Source organism: Enhygromyxa salina (assembly GCF_002994615.1).
GTDB lineage: Bacteria > Myxococcota_A > Polyangia > Nannocystales > Nannocystaceae > Plesiocystis > Plesiocystis salina_A.
Map to the genome: position 1 here is coordinate 1 of NZ_PVNK01000085.1, position 18,798 is coordinate 18,798.

Genomic DNA, 18,798 nt, shown 5'->3' on the forward strand with positions numbered 1-18,798 from the left:
CGGGCAAGGGGACGGGGGGCGAGGGGGCGCGGGGCGAGGAAGCGGCGAGCGGCGAGGCGAGCTGTGGTGTCCATCTTGGGACCAGTATTCGGTCCAGATGGGCGAACCGTCAGGGACAGCAGTGCCACCGATGGGTGTCCAGCCCCTCGTTACGGTCGGGTCCTCGCTCGCGATCGAAAACCCGTCCCAGCGGCCCGTCTAGGGGCCGTGGTCGACATTTTGGTGTGGGCGGGGCCCGGCTCGAACCGTCGCGCAGCGTCGATTGAAGCGCGCGAACCGGGCGTCACCGACCGTCACCAATCAAGCGCCGGGCAAGACCTGCTCGATCGCCGCGATGACCTCGGGGTCCGTCGGCTTGACCGGGGGCTCGAAGCGCCGGACCACGCGACCTTGGGGGTCGACCAGGAACTTGGTGAAGTTCCACGTGACCTCGCCCTTGATGCCCTCGCCGGTCTCCTCGGTCAGCGTGCGGTAGACCGGATCCTTGTCCGCGCCGGTCGTCACGACCTTGTCGAACAGCTCGAATTCGACCGCGTACTCGCTGTGAACGAAGGCGTCGATCTGCTCGGGGGTGCCGGGCTCCTGGGCGCCGAAGTCGTTGGACGGGAACGCGAGGACCTCGAGGCCCCGGTCCTTGTACTTGGCGTAGACGGCCTGGAGGTCGGCATACTGCGGGGTGAAGCCGCACTCCGAGGCCGTGTTGACGACCAGCAGGGCCTTGCCGCGGTAGTCGCTGAGGCTCTTGGCGTCGCCGCTGAGGAGCTCGACCTCGTGATCGAGGACGACGTCGTTGGGCACGACCTTGGCCGCTTCGGGCCCGGGCGGCTTGGCCTCGGCGTCGGCTGGGGCCGACTTCTCGGCGTTGGGCTGCTTGGCTTCGCAGGCGGCGAGTGCGAGGGCCAGGAGGAGCGTCGCGGAGCGCATGTCGTGGCTGTACCCCGAGTCATGGTTGGCGTCGAGCGAGGCGCGGACGCTATCCTCGCGGGCATGCGTGAGCTCGCCTTTGCCCTCGTGTTCGTGTTCGCTGCGGGGAGCTCCTCGCTGGCCCTGGCTGATGTGGAGCCCGAGCCGCCGCCGACGGACGAGGGCGACTCGGACTGCTCGGTCGTCGGCGACGGCGACGCGCTGCTCGGGTTGGCCGTGTTCGTGTTGCTGGTCTCCGGGGTGAGCCTGCGTCGGCGCTCGTGCTCGAGCGCCCTCGCTGTCGATCGGGGGCGTCAACGCTCCGCTCGTGGGGGTCGCTTTTAACGACGTGCGAGTCGGACCTGCTCCTGGCGATCGAGTAGGATCTCCCATGCGCTGCCTGCCCCTGCTCGTGCCCGTCTGTCTGTTCGCCCTGACCCTCGTGAGCCCGCGCCTCGCCGCGGCTTGAGGCGTGAGCGCGCCGGTCGGTCCGACCGGGTGCAGGGCCACGAACCCCGCCGACGAGCGGAGGCCGTTCACGATCGGGCTGAGCTACGGCTCGTCCGACACGCGGCTGATCTTCTCGAACAAGGAGCGCTACCGCTTCCGCCAGTCCGCGTACTCGCTGAGCTTCCTGGCCACGCTCGACAACGACCTGGTGCTCGGCGCGGCCGTCGGGCCCCACATGGGCGGTCGCGTCGAGGGGCGCGCGGACGCGTGGGTGATCCGCCCCGGGGTCGTGTGGTCCTTCGTCGTCGCCCGGCGCTGGTTCGGGACCAAGGCGCAGATCCCCTACCTGCTCGTGGTCGGCACCTTCAGCGGATCCTCGGCCTCGACCCGGCGCGAGTCCGACGGCGCGCGGGCGGGGCTCCACGCCCTCGACTTCAAGGGCGACCTCAGCGTGGGCTGGACCCTCGGCGAAGCCTGGAGCCCCTACCTGGCCGTGCGTGGCTTCGGCGGCCCGGTGTTCTGGCACCCCGACGAGACACGGCGTGTCGGCAGCGACCTCTATCATGTGTCGGTCGCCGCGGGCTTCAACCTGACGATTGCGAACCGAGTGTCAGTCTATTTCGATGGCGCGTTTGTGGGCATGCGTGGGCTCAGCGGGGGCGCCAGCGTTCGGTTTTGAGCCTGTTTTGACCTTGGCCCGGTTTCGGACAATCCTGGGTCATGAGCTCGCGTCTGATGTCGATGGTTTTGTGTGCCTGCGCCTCGAGCCTCGCGCTCGGGTGTGCTGACGACGGCGCGTCGAGCAGCGAGACCGGGGCCTCGTCCGAGACCGCCGCCGACGAGACGACGACCCCGGCGACCGGCAGCGCAGACGCAGGCAGTGAAGACAGCGGCGACGGCGAAGCCAGCGACGACGAGACCGAGACCGGCCCGCCGCCCGCCGACATGCCCGAGGCGCCCGACCCCGATCCCGACCCGATCTACGACGGCGAGCCGCTGCCCGAGGCCCCGCCCGGCGAGTGGAACTGGATCGACATCCCCGAGGCCGAGTGCATCGACGGCAGCCCGACCGGGATCGGCGTGCGCTACGGGATCTCCGACGAGGTCGTGATCTTCTTCGAGGGCGGCGGCGGCTGCTTCAACGAGGCCACCTGCGGGCTGTTTTACGCCAGCTTCGCCAACTTCGACGAGCTGACCTTCGATCTGCTCTGGCAAAACACGGTCTTGCAGGGCGGCATCTTCAGCACCCTCAACGGCGACAACCCGGTCCGCGACTGGAACTTCATCTACGTGCCCTACTGCACCGGTGACGTCCACGCGGGCGCGGCCCCGGACACCGCGGTGCCGGGTTTCGCGTTTGGGGCCCCCCAGCAATTCGTCGGCTTCACCAACGTCCATCACTTCCTCGACCGCATCGTCCCGACCTTCAAAGACGAGACCTCGCACGTGCTCGTCACGGGCATCAGCGCCGGGGGCTTCGGCGCCGCTTTCAACTACGATCGGATCGCCGACGCCTTCGCCGGCTCCAAGGTCACGCTGATCGACGACTCGGGCCCGCCGCTGAGCGACGCCTACCTCGTGCCGTGTCTGCAGCAGACCTGGCGCGACCTGTTCAACCTCGACGCGACGATCCCGGCCGCGTGCGAGGAGTGCTTCGGCGACGACGGCGGCGGCATCGGGAAGCTCGCCAACTACATGGCGAACAAGCACGCCGATCAGACCCTGGGCTTCATCTCGGCCGAGCGCGATCTCGTCATTCGGACCTTCTTTGGCTACGGCATTCAGAACGAGGGCGGCGAGCAGTGCCCGCCGGGGATCATCGAGCTGCCGATGAACCCCGACTACTTCGAAGCCGGCATCTATTCGCTCCGGACCACGATCAGCCCGCAGCCGAACTGGGGCTCGTACTTGATGGCCGGGACCTCGCACACCTCGCTGAGCTTCCCGAACTACTACCTGACCAACGTCAACGGCGTGCGCATGGTCGACTGGGTCGCAAACATGCTCGAGGGCCAGACCTCGCACGTCAGCCCCTGATTGGGTAGCCTCGCGTATGCCGAACAAGCTGGCGCCCCTGCTCGCCGCGACCCTTCTTTGCGCCTGCGCGCACGCCGACACCTCAACCTCGACGATCTCCTGGGTCGTCGAGGCCGAGGCGGCCGCGCGAAGCGAGGCGCTCACGGCCGAGGACATCGTGCTGATGAAGCAGGTCGCGGACGTCGAGCTCTCGCCCGACGGGAAGCTCATCGCCCACGTGCTCCGGGTCCCGAGCCCTCTCGACGAGCCCGGTCGCGCCCACAGCCAGATCTGGCTGGTCGACGCCGCGGGCAAGCATCCGCCGCGGCGGCTCACGGCCGAGGGCCACAGCTCGAGCTCGCCGCGCTGGTCGCCCGATGGCCGCCGGATCGCGTTCTTGGGCAAGCGCGGCAAAGACGCCTACACCCAGATCTACGTGATGCCGATCGACGGCGGGGAGCCCGAGCTGCTGTTCGAGGCCACGAGCTCGATTCGACGCTTCGAGTGGTCGCCCGACGGCAAGCACGTCGCCTACGCGATCGCGCGCGAGACCGCCGCTGACAAGAAAGAGCGCGAGGCCGGCCGCGACTGGGTCGTCGACGAGGCTGGCGGAACCAAGACCCGGCTGTTCGTGTACACGCTCGCGACCGAGGAGTCGCGCGAGCTCGTGACCAGCGGCGAGAACGTGCTCGACTTCGAGTGGTCGCCCAAGGGTGATCGGCTCGCGGTCCGGGCGTCCGAGCGCGCGACGATCGATCACGCGATGATGTACTCGTCGCTCTACACGGTCGCGGCGGCTGGCGGCGGGCTCGAGCCGCTGACCAAGACCGCGGGCAAGCTCGGGCACATGGCCTGGTCGCCCAACGGCGAGCAGCTCGCCTTCCTCGGCGCCGCCGACATTCACGACTCGACCGCGGGCATCGTCCATGTGGTCGCGGCCGCGGGCGGCGAGGCTCGGGCGCTGACCGCCGAGCTCGAGGCGACCGGCACCTTCGTCGACTGGACCGACGACAACACCGTGGTGTTTTTGGCCTCGCAGGGCACCAAGACCACGATCAACACCCTCGCCGTCGCCAGCGGGGCCGTGAAGACCGTCATCGACTCGGGCCCGATCTGTCACGATCTCAGCCTCGGCAGCCGCGGCGCGCTGGCCTGCGCGGGCGACACCAGCCAGCACCCCCGCGAGGTGTTCTCGGGCGCGCTCGAGACTCGCCGCCTCGCCCGGGTCACGGTCGCCAACCCCTCGCTGCTCACGCGCACGCTCGGGGCCCAGGAGGTCGTGAGCTGGAAGGCCGAGGACGGCCTCGAGCTCGAGGGCGTGCTGATCAAGCCCGTCGGCTACGAGGCCGGCACCCGCTACCCGCTCGCCGTGCTGCCCCACGGCGGGCCCGAGGGCATCTCGCTCAATGGCTGGACCACCCGGGCAACCTATCCGGCCCAGCTGTTTGCGACCCGCGGCTACGTCGTGTTCATGCCCAACTACCGCGGCAGCGCCGGGCGCGGGACTGAGTTTGCGACCGCCGATCACCAAGATCTCGGCGGCAAGGAATTTGGCGACGTGCTTGCGGGCATCGACCACCTCGTCGCCCAGGGCCTCGTCGACCCCGAGCGCGTCGGCATGGGCGGGTGGAGCTACGGCGGCTACTTCTCTGCCCTGGCCGCGACGACCTACAGCGAGCGCTTCCGGGCCGCGATGATCGCCGCCGCGATCACCAACTGGATCTCGTTCACCGGGACGACCGAGATCGAGCACGAGAACTCGCTCGTGCACTGGAAGCTGTGGCCCTGGGACGACATGGAGCTGCCCTGGGAGCGCTCGCCGCTGGCCCACATCGAGGGCTCCCAGACCGCGTCGCTGATCGTCCACGGCCTCGCCGACACGCGCGTGCCCACGGGCCAGTCGCTGGAGCTCTATCGCGGGCTGCGGCACCTGGGCGTGGACACGCAGCTGGTCATGTATCCGCGCGAAGGGCACGGGATCGGCGAGAACGTGCACAGCCTGGACTTCGTCAATCGCTGGCTCGACTGGTTTGACGAGCACGTGAAGAGCGAAGGCGACTGAGGGCGCTCAGGGACTCTTAGGGCTCTTCCGCGTGCGGCGGGTATTCGTGCAATTCGCCGTTGATGTCGGCGATTTGTCCGTCCTGCTCAATGTAGTTGGCCCCGATCGGGACTTTGCCGTGGCCGCCGGGAATGTCGAGCACGTAGGTCGGCTGGCACAGCCCCGAGACCCGGCCTCGCAGCGCGCGGGTCAGCGCCTGGCCGGTCTCGATCGTGGTTCGAAAGTGGCCTGTGCCCCGGGCGAGGTCGCCGTGGTGGAGGTAGTAAGGCTTGACGCGCAGCTCGACGAGTCGGCGAAACAGGGCCTCGAGGGTGTCGGCGTCGGCGTTGACCCCCCGCAGGAGCACCGACTGGCTGAGCATCGGCACGCCCGCGTTCACGATCCGCGCGCAGGCCTCGGCCGCCCGGGCGCTGAGCTCGCGGGGGTGGTTGCAGTGGAGCACGACGTAGACCGCGCTCGCCACGGCGAGGGCGGCGAGCAGCTCGTCGTTGATCCGGCGCGGATCGACGACCGGGACCCGGGTGTGGATCCGGATCACGCGGACGTGCTCGATCGCGTCGAGGGCGGCGATCAGCGCGCCGAGCCGACGAGGGGAGAGCACCAGCGGGTCGCCGCCGGTCAGGATGACCTCCCAGATCTCGGAGTGCTCGCGGATGTAGGCCAGCGCGGCCTCGAGCTCGGCCTCGGCCAGGACCCCGGTCCCGGGGCCGACGACCTCGCGGCGGAAGCAGAACCGACAGTAGACCGGGCACACGTGGAGCGGCTTGAGCAGGACGCGATCGGGGTAGCGGTGGGTGATGCCCGGGACGGGTGTATGGGGCTCGTCGCCGATCGGATCGGCGAGCTCCTCGGGCGCGAGGGTGAGCTCCTCGGCGCGGGGGACGAACTGCGCCGCGATCGGGTCGTCGGGGTCGTCGGGGTTGATGAGCTCGACGAGCTCCTCGGTGATCGTCGCGGCGAAGCGGGCGACCACTCGCTCGACGGCGATGAGCTCGCCGGGCTCGATCAGGCCGCGCTCACGCAGCTCGGCCGCGGTCTTGACGCTCCCGCTGGGGCGGTCGGGCGGACTCGATGTTGGGCTGCGTGGGCTCATCGCGTGGTCGGGGGAGGGTGACACACCGCGTCCTGCGCGTCAGGTCCGCATGACTCGCCGGGGGCTTCCGCGGAAGCGGCCGAAGGCGCAGACCCGTCAGCTCTCGGCTGAGGGTTCTGCGGCCGCGGGCGTCTCGGCGGTCCCGTCGTGGGAGAGCCAGTGGTTCGCCGTCGTACGGAGCAGATCGCGCACGGAGTAGATGTCGTCCAGGCCGTCGATGACGTGGCGTGTCTCGACCTTCTCGGCGTCGAATGTTCCGATGTATTTGCGGGACCGATTGAAGTGGAGGCGGCAAATAGGCTTGCGGTTGTTGTTGTCGAGGAGCACCGCGAAGTAGGTCTTGCTGTCTCGAAACGTCACCCGCTCCGCGGGCAGCAGGTCGCAGATGATTGCCTTGACCACACGATAGCCCTCGAGCTCCTCCTCCGTTGTGACGATACCCTGTTTCGAGGCTCGTTTGATGTCTGAGGTTTCGTCCTTCTCTCGCGCGGCGTCGGCGTGAAGGCTGCTCCCGCCGCTATTGGGCGGTTCTGTCTCCTGGAGCGTCGCCCCGTCGTCACTCGCGCTGTCGGCTCCGTCGGCGCGCGCGAGCGCGGACCGCAATCGGTCACCGACTTTGTCGCTGATGAAGCCAGTCAGCGTGCGCTTGACGAGCCGGGTGAACTGGTCCTTGGCCGACTGCACAAAGCGGCCGTTGGGGTTGGCTTGCTGGAAGAAGAATTTGACCAGCTCCTCGTCGGGGGTCTCGAGCTGGCGCTCGAGCGTGGCTCGGATCTCTCGCATGTACTTGAGGTCGCTGGCGGCCTCGAGCATGTTGTCGAGGTCGAAGTTCGACTTGGACAGCTTGCTGACCTCGTTGATGAGGCTCTCGCGGAGATCGAGCAGGTTGAGCTCCAAGAAGGGCTTCTCGTCCATCTTGTTGTTCTCCTCGAGGTCCGAGTAGAAACGAAAGACGACGCCATTGGTGAGGACGGCGATTCTCGCCTTCGTGACCGTGAAGTAGCGGAAGAGCTGGCTGGAGTGCTCGATGGCCAGATCAGCCGCGACCTTCTTGGCCTCGACCAGCATGACGATGTCTTCGCCCCGCTTGATGACGTAGTCGACCTTCTCGCCCTTCTTGATGCCGACGTCGGCGGTGAACTCGGGTACGACCTCTGTCGGATCGAACACGTCGTACCCGAGCGCTGCGATGAAGGGCATGACGAGGGCGTTCTTGGTCGCTTCTTCCGTCTCGAGCATGCCTCGGGTTTTTTCGGCCTTGGCCGCGAGGTTCTTTAGCTTGTCTTCAAAACTCATGGTGTCTCCGGGTGGTGGGCGGTTGCGCCACCTCGCTGAAGGATGCCGTGGTTGCGGCCGGCTGTGTGAAGCGGTACGGAGGTCGAAGCCAGCCGTCCCTGTGGGGCCGTCTCAACTGCCCACAAAACGGTGTTAGCCCGGGGGCAGTGGGAAAATCACGGATCTCATGGGCGATCTGCGCTCCGACCTCCCCGCCCGCCGGAGTCCGGTACCATGTCCGGCCCCCGCCCCAGAACCCTCATGCACCGCCCCCTTAAAATATCCTTGCTCGGCTCTGCCGCCTACCTCGCCCTGTCCAGCGTCGCCTGGGCCGGCACGATCACCGCCGAGGGCAACGTCATCGCCCTCGACGACATCACCCAGGTCTCGAGCGTCACCGGGACCGCCTTGTTCGACGAGGCCACGATCGGCGAGATCCCGCTCGATCAGTACGCCGACCAGGGCCTCACCTTCCACGTCGGCGAGCTCGCGACGATCCTCCCTGGCGTGATGGAGGCGGGCGAGTCGATCAACCCGCGCTACGTCAAACCTGGGATGCTGTTCCCGTGGCCGATCGGCGGCGGCGGCGTGCAGCTCAACAGCATCGTGTTCTACGCGGGCGCGGTGACCTTCAGCGATTCGGTCACCCAGTTCGGCCTGACCGCGGGCTCGAGCAGCGTCCAGTACATCACCGCCTGGGACCAGGCCGGGGTCATGATCGGCCAGGTCAAGTGGGAGCCCGGCGAGGACGAGGAGGCCTCGGCGGCCTTCGTCGGCATCGACACCATGGGCACGCCGATCGGCATGCTGACCTACGGCAACGACGACGTGTGGGGCGGCGAGACCTACGACGTGGTCGGTGATGGCAGCAGCTCCGACAGCTGGATCTGGGGCACTGGGCAGCCCTGCGCGACCGAGGCCGACTGCTTCGACGACATGGGCCCGTGCAACGTCCACATGTGCAGCGACGGCGCGTGCAGCTACCCGGCGACGACCGAGCCCTGCGACGACAACAACGCGTGCACCGAGGCCGACACCTGCAGCGAGGGGCTGTGTAGCGGGACCGAGGTCAACTGCAGCGACGGCCTCGTGTGCACCTTCGACACCTGCGACCCCGCTCGCGGCTGCTCGAACGATGCGATCGAGGGCTGCTGCCTCGGCGACGAAGACTGCCCCGAGGGCTGGATGTGCATCGTCAGCTCCAACACCTGCGTCGAGGGTCCGCCGCCACCTCCGCCTCCGCCCCCAGACGAGACCGATGACGGCGACGAGAGCGAGTCCGACAGCGGCGGCGAGACCGGGCCCGCGGTCGACGAGGACGGCGGCGGCGGCTGTGGCTGCACGAGCGAGGAGCGCGGGAGCGGGGCGCTGCTCGGGTTGCTCGCCCTGGTCGTGCTCGGCAGCACCCGCCGTCGGCGCGACGACGCCGCGGATTGAGCGCGAGGCGGGGAGCTCACTGCCCCATGTCGACCCACAGCTTGGCGGTCTTGAGGCACGCGCTCGCGGCGAGCATGGGAGGCGACTCCTGACCCCGTCACGCCGCCGATCTGAGTGGGTCGTGATCGTGATGATCGAGCTCAGCCCGGCAGCTCCAGGCGCTCGAAGGCCGCGCGGCCATGGGCGGCGCACAGCCTGGCCAGGCGCCGGGCGTGCTCGGGGCCGACCATGTCCCAGTCGAAGCGCCAGGTCCAGCAGCCGGTCTGACCTGGCACGTTCATCCGCTGCGAGCCGTCGAGTCCGAGCACGTCCTGGAACTGGTAGATCGCGAGCTGGGCGACGGAGGCCGCGGCCGCGCGGATCATCGCCCAGTGTGGCTCGTGCTCGTTGGCGCCCAGGTAGATCTGCGCGAACGCCCGCTCCCTCGCGGGCGCGCTGTCGAACCATCCGCGGACCGTGTTGTTGTCGTGGGTCGCGGGGTAGACCACGCAATTGGCCGAATAGTTGTGGGGCAAGAAGGGGTGGTTGGCGTCGCCCGAGAACGCAAACTGCAGCACCTTCATGCCCGGGAGCTCGAAGCGATCGCGCAGCGCCTCGACCTCGTCGGTGATGATGCCCAGATCCTCCGCGATCACCGGGAGCCGGCCGAGCGCGGCCTCGAGCGCGTCAAAGAGCGCGGCGCCCGGGCCCGGCATCCAGCGACCGTCGATCGCGTTGGGGCAGCTCGCCGGGATCTCCCAGTAGCCCGCGAAGCCGCGAAAGTGATCGAAGCGGACGAGATCGGCGAGCTCGAGCTGGCGCCGCGTGCGGGCGATCCACCACGCGTAGCCGTCGGCCTTCATCGCGTCCCAGTTGTAGAGGGGGTTGCCCCAGCGCTGGCCGGTCTCGGAGAAGAAGTCCGGCGGGACACCTGCGACGACGGCCGGGCGGAGCTCGTCGTCGAGGTGGTAGAGCTCCGGCCGGCTCCAGCAGTCGGCGCTGTGGGCCGCGACGAAGATCGGCATGTCCCCGACCAACTTCACGCCGCGCTCGTTCGCGTAGCGCTCGAGCTCGCGCCACTGGCGGTCGAAGCAAAACTGGACGAAGCGCCAGAACTCGAGCTCGTCGTGGTGGTGCTCGCGGGCGGCGTCGAGGGCGGCGGGCTCGCGGCGGGCCAGCTCGGGCGGCCAGTCCGGCCAGGCCACGAAGCCCTCGCCGCCTTGGTGGGCGGCGTCGAGGGCCATGAACAGGGCGTAGTCGTCGAGCCACGCGCGCTTGCTCTCGACGTAGCTCGCGTACGCGGCGTGGTCTTCGGCGGTGGCGTTGGTGAAGAAAGACCGGGCGGCCTCGCGGAGCTTGGCCATGCGCCAGGGGATCACGCGGCCAAAGTCGACCCAGCGCTTGTCGAACCCGGCGAGCTCGTCGGGGTTGGGCGGGCGCAGCCACCCGGCTGCGATGAGCGGCTCGAGGGCGACCATCAAGGGGCTGCCCGCGAAGGCCGACACGCTCGCGTAGGGCGAGTTGCCGGGGCCGATCGGGCACAGCGGCAGGACCTGCCACAGGCCCTGCCCGGCGCTGACGAGCCAGTCGACGAAGTGGTAGGCGGAGGGGCCGAGGTCGCCGATCCCGTGGGGGCCGGGGAGTGAGGTCGGGTGAAGCAGGATGCCGCTCGTGCGCTCGGTGATCATGGTGAGGACTCGGCCGAGCGTACACGCTGAGGCTGCAAATTTCGTGGTCTGAGGCCACGGGTGTCGACGTCGAAGCTAGCAGCCCGGGGTGCTAGCACCCCGGGCTGCTAGCGATCGGTCGCCGAGCTTCGTCGCGCGAAAGCCTTGCCGGTGCGCGAGCCCGGGCGGTCAAAACGCTGCGCTCGCAACCGGGGCGAGCGCCCCGCATGCTGGGTCGACTCAGCCAGGAGAACGACCGTGGATTTTGAAGCCATCGCCAGCCAAATTGCCCAGACCGTCCAACAAGAGGCCAACATCAACGCGATCTTCGGCGAGCCGAAGAAGCTCGACGAGCACACGATCATGCCGGTCGCCCGGATCAAGATCACCTTTGGCGCCGGCGGGGCCGAGCGCCCCGGAGTGATGGCGCCCGCCGTCAAGGTCAAGAAGGAGACGAACGGCAACGGAGCGCCGACCTCGAGCAAGCTCGGCGCCGTCGGCGGTGGAGGTGGGCTCGAGATCGAGGTCTTGCCGCTGGGCTTCGTCCGCGACGGCACGGAAGGGGCCGAGTTCGTGACGATCGATCCCACGCCGGACAACTTGCTGGGCAAGGTCGAGCACCTGATCCGTGGCATCCGCGGACCGGGGCCCAAGATCGCCGAGCACAGCGCGTAGGACGCGCTGTCTGCCCGCGCTTGCCAGTATTTGCCGGCATTTGCCGGTATTTGCCAGCCGGGGCCCACTCACGTAACAGTGATCCGGGGCTTGCCCTTCGGCGACGACGAAGGACATGCTCGAAGCCTTGGAGAACCTGTCATGACTACGCTACCCCGCTTCGTCACCTGCGCGGCCCTGACCCTGACCGCGGCGCTCATTGGGTGCTCGGGCAGCTCCGACGACTCGAGCACCACCGACCTCGCCGAAGCCGGGACGGCCGAGACCGACGGCGGGGGCGAGAGCGGTGAGAGCGGCGGGACCGAGGACGGGGGCGAAACGGACCCCGACTGCCCCTCGGGCGAGTTCGACTGTCCGTGTGATGACGGCATGTGCGCGGCGGGTCTGCACTGCGGCAACGACGGTCTGTGCGCCCTCGGAAGCGGCGACGGCGACGGCGATCCCACGACCGGCGGCGACACGACGACAGGCTCGACCGACGAGGGCGGCACAACCGGCACCCCGGGCGCGGGCGGGCCTTACGACCCCGAGGAGTGCGAGGCCCCGTCCAAGATCCTCAGCGTCCAGGGGGTCGACGGGGAGTTTTGCGCGACGCCCTGCGTCGCCGAGAGCGAGGACGAGGACTGCCCCGGGGGCCCGTCGGGGACGACGGCCTCGTGCGCGATCGCCAGCTCCGGGGGGGATCCCGACTTTTGCACGCTGATCTGCATGTCGGGCTCCGAGGGCTGCCCCGAGGGCTCGACCTGCAAGGACATCCCGAACCAGCCTGGCTTCGGGCTGTGCACCTTTCCGTAGGTCCGGGGGGCAGCTGGGGGGAGTTCAGATCCCGCGACCTTCGACCTGAACCTGGGTCCGGAAGGTGTTGGTCAGCTCTCAGTTGTTGGGTGTCGAAGTCATGGCCGAGCCCGAGGGCCGGGCGAGGATCGCCACGGCCTGGGCAGCGAGCGAGCGCGAGCTCGTGCACGCGATCGGCTCGAGCGCGCCAGGCTGGGCGCTGTCGAGGACGACGACCCAGGGCCCGGGCGGCAGCGCAAACAACACCACTTCGAGCTCGGGGTTGAACAGCACGAGGACCGCGTCGTCGCCCTCCCCGAGCATCATCGCGAGGCTGCGCCGCCTCGGGTCATGCCAGTCGTCGACGGTCATGCACGCGCCGTCGGACCGTCGCCAGCGGACCGGCAGCCGATCGGGCGCGCCGCCAGGATCGGGCGCGCGCAGCCAGCTGTCCCGCCGCAGCAGCTCATGCTCGGCGCGGACCGAGATCAGCCGACGCACGAAGGCGAGCAGCTCCAGATCCGCGCCCGCCCAGTCGACCCAGCTCAGCGCGTTGTCCTGACAGTAGGCGTTGTTGTTGCCGGCCTGGCTGTCGCCGAGCTCGTCGCCCGCGCGGAGCATCGGCGTGCCCCGAGACACGAACAAGGTCGCGAGCAGCGCCCGGGCCAGGCGGCGACGTTGGTCGAGGAGCTGGGGGTCTTCGCTCGGGCCCTCGACCCCGCAGTTGCAGCTGATCTCGTGGCCGTGACCGTCGCGGTTGTCCTCGCCGTTCTCGTGGTTGTGCTTGCGCGCGTAGCTGAGCAGATCGGCGAGGGTGAAGCCGTCGTGGGCGGCGATGAAGTTGACCGACGCGCTCGGCAGCCGGCCACCGTGGTCGAAGCGATCGCTCGAGCCCGCGACCCGGCGGGCGAGCTCGCCGCGACCGAGGTCACGCCGGAGCCACAGCCGGCGCACGCCGTCGCGGAAGCGGTCGTTCCACTCGAGGAAGCGCCCGGGGAAGCGACCGAGGGCGTAGCCGTCGGGGCCGAGGTCCCAGGGCTCGGCGATCAGCTTGGCGCGGGCGAGGACGGGATCGTGCTCGAGCGCGGTGAAGAAAGGCGAGCGCGGATCGAAGCCGCCGGGGCCGCTCCGTCCGACGATCGGCGCGAGGTCGAAGCGGAAGCCGTCGACGCCCATGTCCTTCACCCAGTAGCGCAGCGAGTCGAGGACCAGCCGGATCACCGCGGGCTGACCGAAGTCCAGGGTGTTGCCGCAGCCGGTCCAGTTGAGCTGCTTCGCGCGGTCCTCGGGGTCGAGGCGGTAGTAGAGCGCGTTGTCGAGCCCGCGAAAGCTCGAGGTCGGGCCGCGCTCGTCGCCCTCGGCGGTGTGGTTGAACACGACGTCGAGCACGACCTCGAGGCCGGCCTCGTGGACCGCGGCGACCATCGCCCGAAACTCGGCCCGGGTCGCGCTCGGGTCATTCGGGTTGCTCGACAAGCGCGGGTCGGGGCAGAAGAAGCCGAGGGTGTTGTAGCCCCAGTAGTTGGTCAGCCCGAGCGGGTCGAGGTGCAGCTCGGGTACGCAGTAGTGAACCGGCAGCAGCGAGAGCGTCGTGACCCCGAGGCCGCGGAGGTGATCGAGGCACGCGCGGTGGCCGAGGCCCGCGTAGGTGCCCCGCAGCGGCTCGGGGACCTCGGGGTGCTGCTTGGTCAGGCCCTTGACGTGGAGCTCGTAGAGGATCGTCTCGGCGATCGGCACGCGAAGCTCGGCGGCGGAGTTTGGGCGTTGTTCGAGCGGCGCCGCGACCCGGGCCTTGAGCATGGCCGCCGCGTTGTCGCGGGGGTCGGGCTCGGTGTCGGGCTGCCCGCGGCGATACCCGAAGTGGACCTCGCGCCACTCGAAGCGACCGACGATCTCGCGCGCGTAGGGATCGAGCAGCAGCTTGTGGGGGTTGAAGCGATGGCCCTCGCGCGGGGCGTAGGGGCCGTGGGCGCGAAAGCCATAGACCAGGCCCGGGCCGGCGCCGGGCAGGAAACCATGGTGCACGTCGCCGCTGCGAGCTGGGAGCGGCATGCGACGCTCGTGGCCGCCCGCGTCGAAGGTGCACAGCTCGACTCGGGTCGCGTGCCTGGACACGATCGCAAAGTTGACCCCGCCGTCGCGGACCGTCGCGCCGAGCGGGTCGGGCTGCCCAGCTTCGAGCTCGCGGGCCATGGGCATCAGCTCAGCGGTCCGCGCCACTGGGCGAGGATCTTGCGCGCGAGGTCCTCGGCCTCGTCGGGGGTGGACGCCTGCTCCGCGGGGATGCGGCCGTCGAGGATCAACATGGCCAGTCCGTGGGGCAAGGACCAGGACGCGACGGCGGCGAGCTCCTGGGCCTGCTCGCTGTCCTCGCCGACCACGGCGGCGGCGGCCTCCATGAGCAGCTCGAAGGCCCGCCCGGTGTGGTCTTGCGACTCGGGCTCGGGCTCGGGCTCGGACTCGGGCTCGGGCTCCTCAATCTCGGCGGTGAACATCACCCGGAACAGCACGGGGTTGTCGACGGCGAAGCGCACGTAGGCGACGCCATAGGCGTCGAGGCGATCGCGGGGATCCTCGACGCCGCGCATGGCCGCGACGCCCGTGCGCGTCAGCAGCTCGAAGCCTCGCCTGGCGATCGCGAGCAGGAGCGCATCCTTGTCGGCGAAGTGTCGGTAGGGGGCGGCATGAGAGACCCCTGCGCGACGGGCGCACTCGCGCAAGCTCAGGCCGTGGAGGCCGCGTTCGGCGATCAGCTCGACGGCCGCATCGAGCAGCGACGCGCGCAGATCTCCGTGGTGATAGCTCTTTCGAGATCGGGCGCTCCGTGCCACGCAGCTAGTTTGCCGGGACATGTTGACGACGGCAACATCTTGATTTATGTAGACGATGTCAACAATGATGACGGCGGCAACATTTCCGCTCGCCAAACCAGCCTCGAGGACGAACCATGACCATCCATCACGACCGACTCACCGTGTCCCGCGACGAGGGCTTCGTCGTCTTTCTCATCGGCGCCCGCATCAACAAGTGGTGGCTGATCCCCGTGGTCTGGGCGGTGTCAGCTGCGATGGGGCGCATGATGCGAGAGCTCACCGCCGACCCCGACTCGGGGCTCTTGTCGCACGAGTCCTACACCGGCCGGACCACGCTGATGATCCAGTACTGGCGCTCGCACGCGGACTTGCATCGCTACGCCCGCGACAAGGAGCGCGAGCACGCCCCGGCCTGGCGCGAGTGGATCCGCGAGTGGGGCCGCGGCGCGCTCGGTATCTGGCACGAGACCTACGTGGTCGAGCCGGGCAGCTACGAGTGCTTCTACCACCACATGCCCGCGTTCGGGCTCGGCAAGGTCGGGCCGCTGGTGCCCGCGACTGGCGAGCTCAAGACCGCGGCTGGGCGACTGGCGGCCGGCGAGGCCAGGCGGGCGACGCAGCGAGCGGCGTGAGCCGGTGTCCGTCTGCTCGTGTGGCACACTCGCAGACATGCGCCATCTCGGGCTTGCCCTCGTGCTCGTCGCCGCCGCGGTGGCGTGCGAGCCGTCCAAACCGTCGACACCGCCAGAGCCGACGCCCGTCGCCGAGCCCGAGGCCGATGCAGAGATCGAGGCCGAGGCGGAACCCGAGGCCGAGGCCGAGGCGGAACCCGAGCCTGAGGCGGAACCCGAGGCCGAGGCCGAGGCCGAGGTCACGCAGATCGACGAGGCCGTGTTCTCCAAGGATGGCTTCGAGGCTCGAGATTTTCACTGCAGCTTCGACTGGCCGACCCGTCACGCGGCGCGCTACATCGCCGCGGGGCTGGCCGACGAAGACGCTGCGCTCGACGCGTGCGCGCCCGAGGGCGCCGCCGTCGAGGTCGAGTGGAGCTACGCGGGGGGGCCAACGCAGAACATCTCCGTTTCGGCGGAGAGCTCGAAGATCGCAAACTGCGTGACCACGGCGATGACGAAGGTCCGCGCGGGGGTCGAGGGCGACTGCAGCGCGATCCTGCTGATCGGTGATCCTGCCCGCGCTGCCGCGGCCTACGAGGCGCGATAGCCCGATCGGCGATCACGGCACGATGTTGTAGTTCGGAGCTGAGATCCCGATGCTCGAAGGCATCGTGTCCTCAACCACCGAACCGAAGTAAAACCAGACCCGGCCGACGTCAAAGGGGGTGTCGGTCTCCATCTCGATGTCCCACGCGGCGCTGTCGGTCGAGCTCTCGAAGTAGACCACGCCGCCCTGCTCGCGGATCTGCCAGTAGCGGGGCCCGGAGCCGTAGGTGGAGGTCTCCGAGAAGACCACCGAGTCGCCGACGACGACCTGAGCGTAGAAGACATCGTCACCGTCGAATCCATACTCGATCGTGTCACCGTTGGCGTTGGTCACGGCCATGAAGAAACGAAGCGGGGGATGAAAATTGGTGATCGCGGGGACGTCGAGGAGCACGCTATCGTCGCGCAGAGAGTAGAAGTCGAGGGTTTGGAGCGTGCACGAGCACGCCTGCGACCCGCTCAAGGTGTAGGCCATCGCGCCGTTCGACTCCTCGACCGAGCAGCCGGCGCTGCACGATGGCGCCGACCACCTCGGATCGATGACCCCATCCTCGAAGTCGTCGACGAAGGAGTCGAAGGGCGGCCCATCGCGGGCTGCGTCGCCAAGGTCAGGCAGGGGCGCGCCGGACTCGTCCGACTCGGTGTCGGAGGAGTCGGAGGAATCGGACGAGTCGGTGTCGGACTCGGAGTCGGAGTCGGTGTCGGTGCCGGACTCGGTGCTGGACGCGGCGCCGCCGGTCTCCGACGCGCCATCTTCGTCTTCGTCCGCGAATCGGGGGTTCAGAGCAATGCACGACCCGAAGGCGCAAAGCGCCACCATCTTCGCGAAGGAGACCCGGGCGGCGATCACACCGCCCAGGATACCGCACGCGGCGCACGCGGCACGGAGCGGTGGCGGCGCCGAGCGACGCGGACGCGCTGAGCTCAGGACGGCTCGAGGATGATCGTGGCCAGCGGCGGCAGCGTGAGCACGATCGAGCGCGCGTGGCCGTGGGTGGGGATCGCTTCGCTGACGAGCTCGCCCGGTCCGTTGCCGATCCCGCTGCCCCCGTAGCGCGAGTCGTCGCTGTTGAGGCGCTCGATCCACGCGCTCGAGCCCGGGACCCCGACCCGGTAGTCATGGCGGGGCACGGGCGTGAAGTTGCAGGCCACGAGCACGCTCGCGCCCGCGCTGTCCTTGCGCAGGAAGACCAGGACCGACTGATCGTAGTCGTCGCTGACGACCCACTCGAAGCCCTCGGCGGCGCAGTCGAGCTCGTGGAGGGCCGGGCGCGAGCAGTACAGGCGGTTGAGATCGCGGATCAGCAGCTGGACGCCGCGGTGCTCGGCGCCCTCGCTGTCGGACTCGAGCAGGTCCCAGTCGAGGCCACGATCATGGTTCCACTCCCGGCGCTGGCCGAGCTCGCCGCCCATGAACAGCAGCTTCTTGCCGGGGTGGGCCCACATGAACCCAAAGTAGGCGCGCAAGTTGGCGAACTGCTGCCAGCGATCCCCGGGCATCTTGCCGAGCAGCGAGCCCTTGCCGTGGACGACCTCGTCGTGGGACAGCGGGAGCACGAAGCGCTCGTCGAAGGCGTAGACGATGCTGAACATCAGCTGATCGTGGTGGTGCTTGCGATGGATCGGGTCCTGGCGCATGTACGCGAGGCTGTCGTGCATCCAGCCGAGGTTCCACTTGTAGTCGAAGCCGAGGCCGCCGTCGGTCGACGGGCGGGTGACCCCGGGCCACGCGGTCGACTCTTCGGCCATGGTCACGGCCCCGGGCGCCTCGGCGTGGATCAGCTGGTTGACTCGTCGCAGCAGCGCGATCGCCTCGAGGTTCTCGCGCCCGCCGTGGACGTTGGGCAGCCACTGGCCCTCGGCCCGGGAGTAGTCGCGGTAGAGCATCGAGGCGACGGCGTCGACGCGGAGGCCATCGACGCCCCAGCGCTCGATCCAGTACAGCGCGCTGGCGACCAAAAAGTCGCAGACCTCGGCCCGGCCGAAGTTGAAGATCAGCGTGTTCCAGTCCTGGTGGAAGCCCTCGCGGGGGTCGGCGTACTCGTAGAGCGGGCCGCCGTCGAACGAGGCGAGGCCAAAGTCGTCGGCGGGGAAGTGGGCGGGGACCCAGTCCAAGATCACCCCGAGCCCGCGGGCGTGGCAGGCCGCGACGAGGCGCGCGAGCCCGGCGGGGTCGCCAAAGCGGCGGGTCGGCGCGAACATCCCGGTGACCTGGTAGCCCCACGAGCCGTCGAAGGGGTGCTCGGCGATCGGCAGGAGCTCGACGTGGGTGAAGCCGAGCTCGGCGGCGTAGGCCGGGAGCTGCTCGGCGAGCTCGTCCCAGCTGAGGAAGCGATTGTCGGGTCCGCGCCGCCACGAGCCGAGGTGGACCTCGTAGATCGAGACCGGCGCGCTCGGGGCGGTGCGGCGGCGGCGCTGTCTCGTATACACATTT

The 18,798-nt window shown here is 69.1% G+C and carries 17 protein-coding genes; 9 read left to right on the forward strand and 8 right to left on the reverse strand.

All coding sequences use genetic code 11. The features are described from left to right. Positions 1 to 300: 300 nt before the first annotated feature. Positions 301 to 924 carry a glutathione peroxidase gene (locus ENSA5_RS08040; protein WP_106391048.1) on the reverse strand — a complete coding sequence of 208 codons (624 nt, stop codon included), beginning with the start codon at positions 922 to 924 and terminating at the stop codon, positions 301 to 303. A 63-nt stretch (positions 925 to 987) separates the two neighbouring features. On the opposite strand from ENSA5_RS08040, the gene ENSA5_RS08045 reads away from it, so the two are divergent. The 4 genes from ENSA5_RS08045 to ENSA5_RS08060 all read left to right on the forward strand — a co-directional run bounded on the left by ENSA5_RS08045 (position 988) and on the right by ENSA5_RS08060 (position 5,431). After that, a complete protein-coding gene (locus ENSA5_RS08045) occupies positions 988 to 1,248 on the forward strand; it encodes an MYXO-CTERM sorting domain-containing protein (RefSeq protein WP_146155454.1) in 261 nt (86 codons plus the stop codon). A gap of 127 nt (positions 1,249 to 1,375) precedes the next feature. Next, positions 1,376 to 2,032 carry a hypothetical protein gene (locus ENSA5_RS08050; RefSeq protein ID WP_106391050.1) on the forward strand — a complete coding sequence of 219 codons (657 nt, stop codon included), beginning with the start codon at positions 1,376 to 1,378 and terminating at the stop codon, positions 2,030 to 2,032. A 41-nt stretch (positions 2,033 to 2,073) separates the two neighbouring features. Beyond that, a complete protein-coding gene (locus tag ENSA5_RS08055; RefSeq protein WP_106391051.1) occupies positions 2,074 to 3,390 on the forward strand; it encodes a pectin acetylesterase-family hydrolase in 1,317 nt (438 codons plus the stop codon). Between the two features lie 16 nt (positions 3,391 to 3,406). Next, a complete protein-coding gene (locus ENSA5_RS08060; RefSeq protein ID WP_106391052.1) occupies positions 3,407 to 5,431 on the forward strand; it encodes a S9 family peptidase in 2,025 nt (674 codons plus the stop codon). Positions 5,432 to 5,447: 16 nt separating this feature from the next. Here ENSA5_RS08060 and ENSA5_RS08065 read toward each other — a convergent pair whose 3' ends face one another. Continuing rightward, on the reverse strand, positions 5,448 to 6,524 hold the full coding sequence (locus tag ENSA5_RS08065; protein WP_106391053.1) for a lysine-2,3-aminomutase-like protein: 1,077 nt from the start codon (positions 6,522 to 6,524) through the stop codon (positions 5,448 to 5,450). 96 nt (positions 6,525 to 6,620) lie between these two features. Then, the gene (locus tag ENSA5_RS08070) at positions 6,621 to 7,820 is read right to left on the reverse strand and encodes a type I restriction endonuclease (protein ID WP_106391054.1); all 1,200 of its coding nucleotides are present in this window, start codon (positions 7,818 to 7,820) and stop codon (positions 6,621 to 6,623) included. A 264-nt stretch (positions 7,821 to 8,084) separates the two neighbouring features. On the opposite strand from ENSA5_RS08070, the gene ENSA5_RS08075 reads away from it, so the two are divergent. Then, positions 8,085 to 9,236, forward strand: a complete 1,152-nt coding sequence (locus ENSA5_RS08075) for an MYXO-CTERM sorting domain-containing protein (protein WP_258182788.1) — start codon at positions 8,085 to 8,087, stop codon at positions 9,234 to 9,236. A gap of 140 nt (positions 9,237 to 9,376) precedes the next feature. Here the strand turns inward: ENSA5_RS08075 and malQ are convergent, their stop codons facing one another. Next, positions 9,377 to 10,903: a 4-alpha-glucanotransferase gene (gene malQ, locus ENSA5_RS08080; RefSeq protein WP_106391056.1), complete on the reverse strand. Its 1,527-nt coding sequence runs from the start codon at positions 10,901 to 10,903 to the stop codon at positions 9,377 to 9,379. 237 nt (positions 10,904 to 11,140) lie between these two features. Between malQ and ENSA5_RS08085 the strand changes: the two genes are divergently transcribed. Together ENSA5_RS08085 and ENSA5_RS08090 are read left to right on the forward strand one after the other, a co-directional pair. Beyond that, complete coding sequence (locus tag ENSA5_RS08085) at positions 11,141 to 11,557, forward strand: hypothetical protein (protein ID WP_106391057.1); 417 nt, start codon at positions 11,141 to 11,143, stop codon at positions 11,555 to 11,557. Between the two features lie 141 nt (positions 11,558 to 11,698). Beyond that, entirely contained in the window at positions 11,699 to 12,352 is a 654-nt protein-coding gene (locus tag ENSA5_RS08090; RefSeq protein WP_106391058.1) for a hypothetical protein, read from the forward strand. A 78-nt stretch (positions 12,353 to 12,430) separates the two neighbouring features. On the opposite strand, the gene glgX is transcribed toward ENSA5_RS08090, so the two are convergent. Both glgX and ENSA5_RS08100 read right to left on the reverse strand, forming a co-directional pair. Beyond that, positions 12,431 to 14,551 carry a glycogen debranching protein GlgX gene (gene glgX, locus ENSA5_RS08095; protein WP_219906748.1) on the reverse strand — a complete coding sequence of 707 codons (2,121 nt, stop codon included), beginning with the start codon at positions 14,549 to 14,551 and terminating at the stop codon, positions 12,431 to 12,433. Beyond that, the gene (locus ENSA5_RS08100) at positions 14,530 to 15,162 is read right to left on the reverse strand and encodes a TetR/AcrR family transcriptional regulator (RefSeq protein ID WP_219906749.1); all 633 of its coding nucleotides are present in this window, start codon (positions 15,160 to 15,162) and stop codon (positions 14,530 to 14,532) included. Before ENSA5_RS08100 ends, glgX begins: the two co-directional genes overlap by 22 nt. 116 nt (positions 15,163 to 15,278) lie before the next feature. On the opposite strand from ENSA5_RS08100, the gene ENSA5_RS08105 reads away from it, so the two are divergent. Further along, positions 15,279 to 15,776: a DUF4188 domain-containing protein gene (locus ENSA5_RS08105; protein WP_106391059.1), complete on the forward strand. Its 498-nt coding sequence runs from the start codon at positions 15,279 to 15,281 to the stop codon at positions 15,774 to 15,776. 37 nt (positions 15,777 to 15,813) lie between these two features. After that, the gene (locus ENSA5_RS37235; RefSeq protein WP_181197503.1) at positions 15,814 to 16,365 is read left to right on the forward strand and encodes a hypothetical protein; all 552 of its coding nucleotides are present in this window, start codon (positions 15,814 to 15,816) and stop codon (positions 16,363 to 16,365) included. 12 nt (positions 16,366 to 16,377) lie between these two features. Here the strand turns inward: ENSA5_RS37235 and ENSA5_RS37240 are convergent, their stop codons facing one another. Both ENSA5_RS37240 and glgB read right to left on the reverse strand, forming a co-directional pair. After that, complete coding sequence (locus ENSA5_RS37240; RefSeq protein ID WP_181197504.1) at positions 16,378 to 17,184, reverse strand: hypothetical protein; 807 nt, start codon at positions 17,182 to 17,184, stop codon at positions 16,378 to 16,380. Positions 17,185 to 17,288: 104 nt separating this feature from the next. Further along, positions 17,289 to 18,798 (reverse strand): 1,4-alpha-glucan branching protein GlgB (gene glgB, locus ENSA5_RS08125; RefSeq protein WP_106391064.1); only part of this gene is annotated, 1,510 nt, incomplete at its 5' end.

Coding starts and splice junctions, on each gene's coding strand:
- ENSA5_RS37235 (WP_181197503.1), top strand. CDS start 15,814: ATGCGCCATCTCGGGCTTGCCCTCGTGCTCGTCGCCGCCGCGGTGGCG.
- ENSA5_RS08105 (WP_106391059.1), top strand. CDS start 15,279: ATGACCATCCATCACGACCGACTCACCGTGTCCCGCGACGAGGGCTTC.
- ENSA5_RS08070 (WP_106391054.1), bottom strand. CDS start 7,820: ATGAGTTTTGAAGACAAGCTAAAGAACCTCGCGGCCAAGGCCGAAAAA.
- ENSA5_RS08090 (WP_106391058.1), top strand. CDS start 11,699: ATGACTACGCTACCCCGCTTCGTCACCTGCGCGGCCCTGACCCTGACC.
- ENSA5_RS37240 (WP_181197504.1), bottom strand. CDS start 17,184: ATGGTGGCGCTTTGCGCCTTCGGGTCGTGCATTGCTCTGAACCCCCGA.
- ENSA5_RS08065 (WP_106391053.1), bottom strand. CDS start 6,524: ATGAGCCCACGCAGCCCAACATCGAGTCCGCCCGACCGCCCCAGCGGG.
- ENSA5_RS08045 (WP_146155454.1), top strand. CDS start 988: ATGCGTGAGCTCGCCTTTGCCCTCGTGTTCGTGTTCGCTGCGGGGAGC.
- ENSA5_RS08060 (WP_106391052.1), top strand. CDS start 3,407: ATGCCGAACAAGCTGGCGCCCCTGCTCGCCGCGACCCTTCTTTGCGCC.
- malQ (WP_106391056.1), bottom strand. CDS start 10,903: ATGATCACCGAGCGCACGAGCGGCATCCTGCTTCACCCGACCTCACTC.
- ENSA5_RS08040 (WP_106391048.1), bottom strand. CDS start 924: ATGCGCTCCGCGACGCTCCTCCTGGCCCTCGCACTCGCCGCCTGCGAA.
- ENSA5_RS08055 (WP_106391051.1), top strand. CDS start 2,074: ATGAGCTCGCGTCTGATGTCGATGGTTTTGTGTGCCTGCGCCTCGAGC.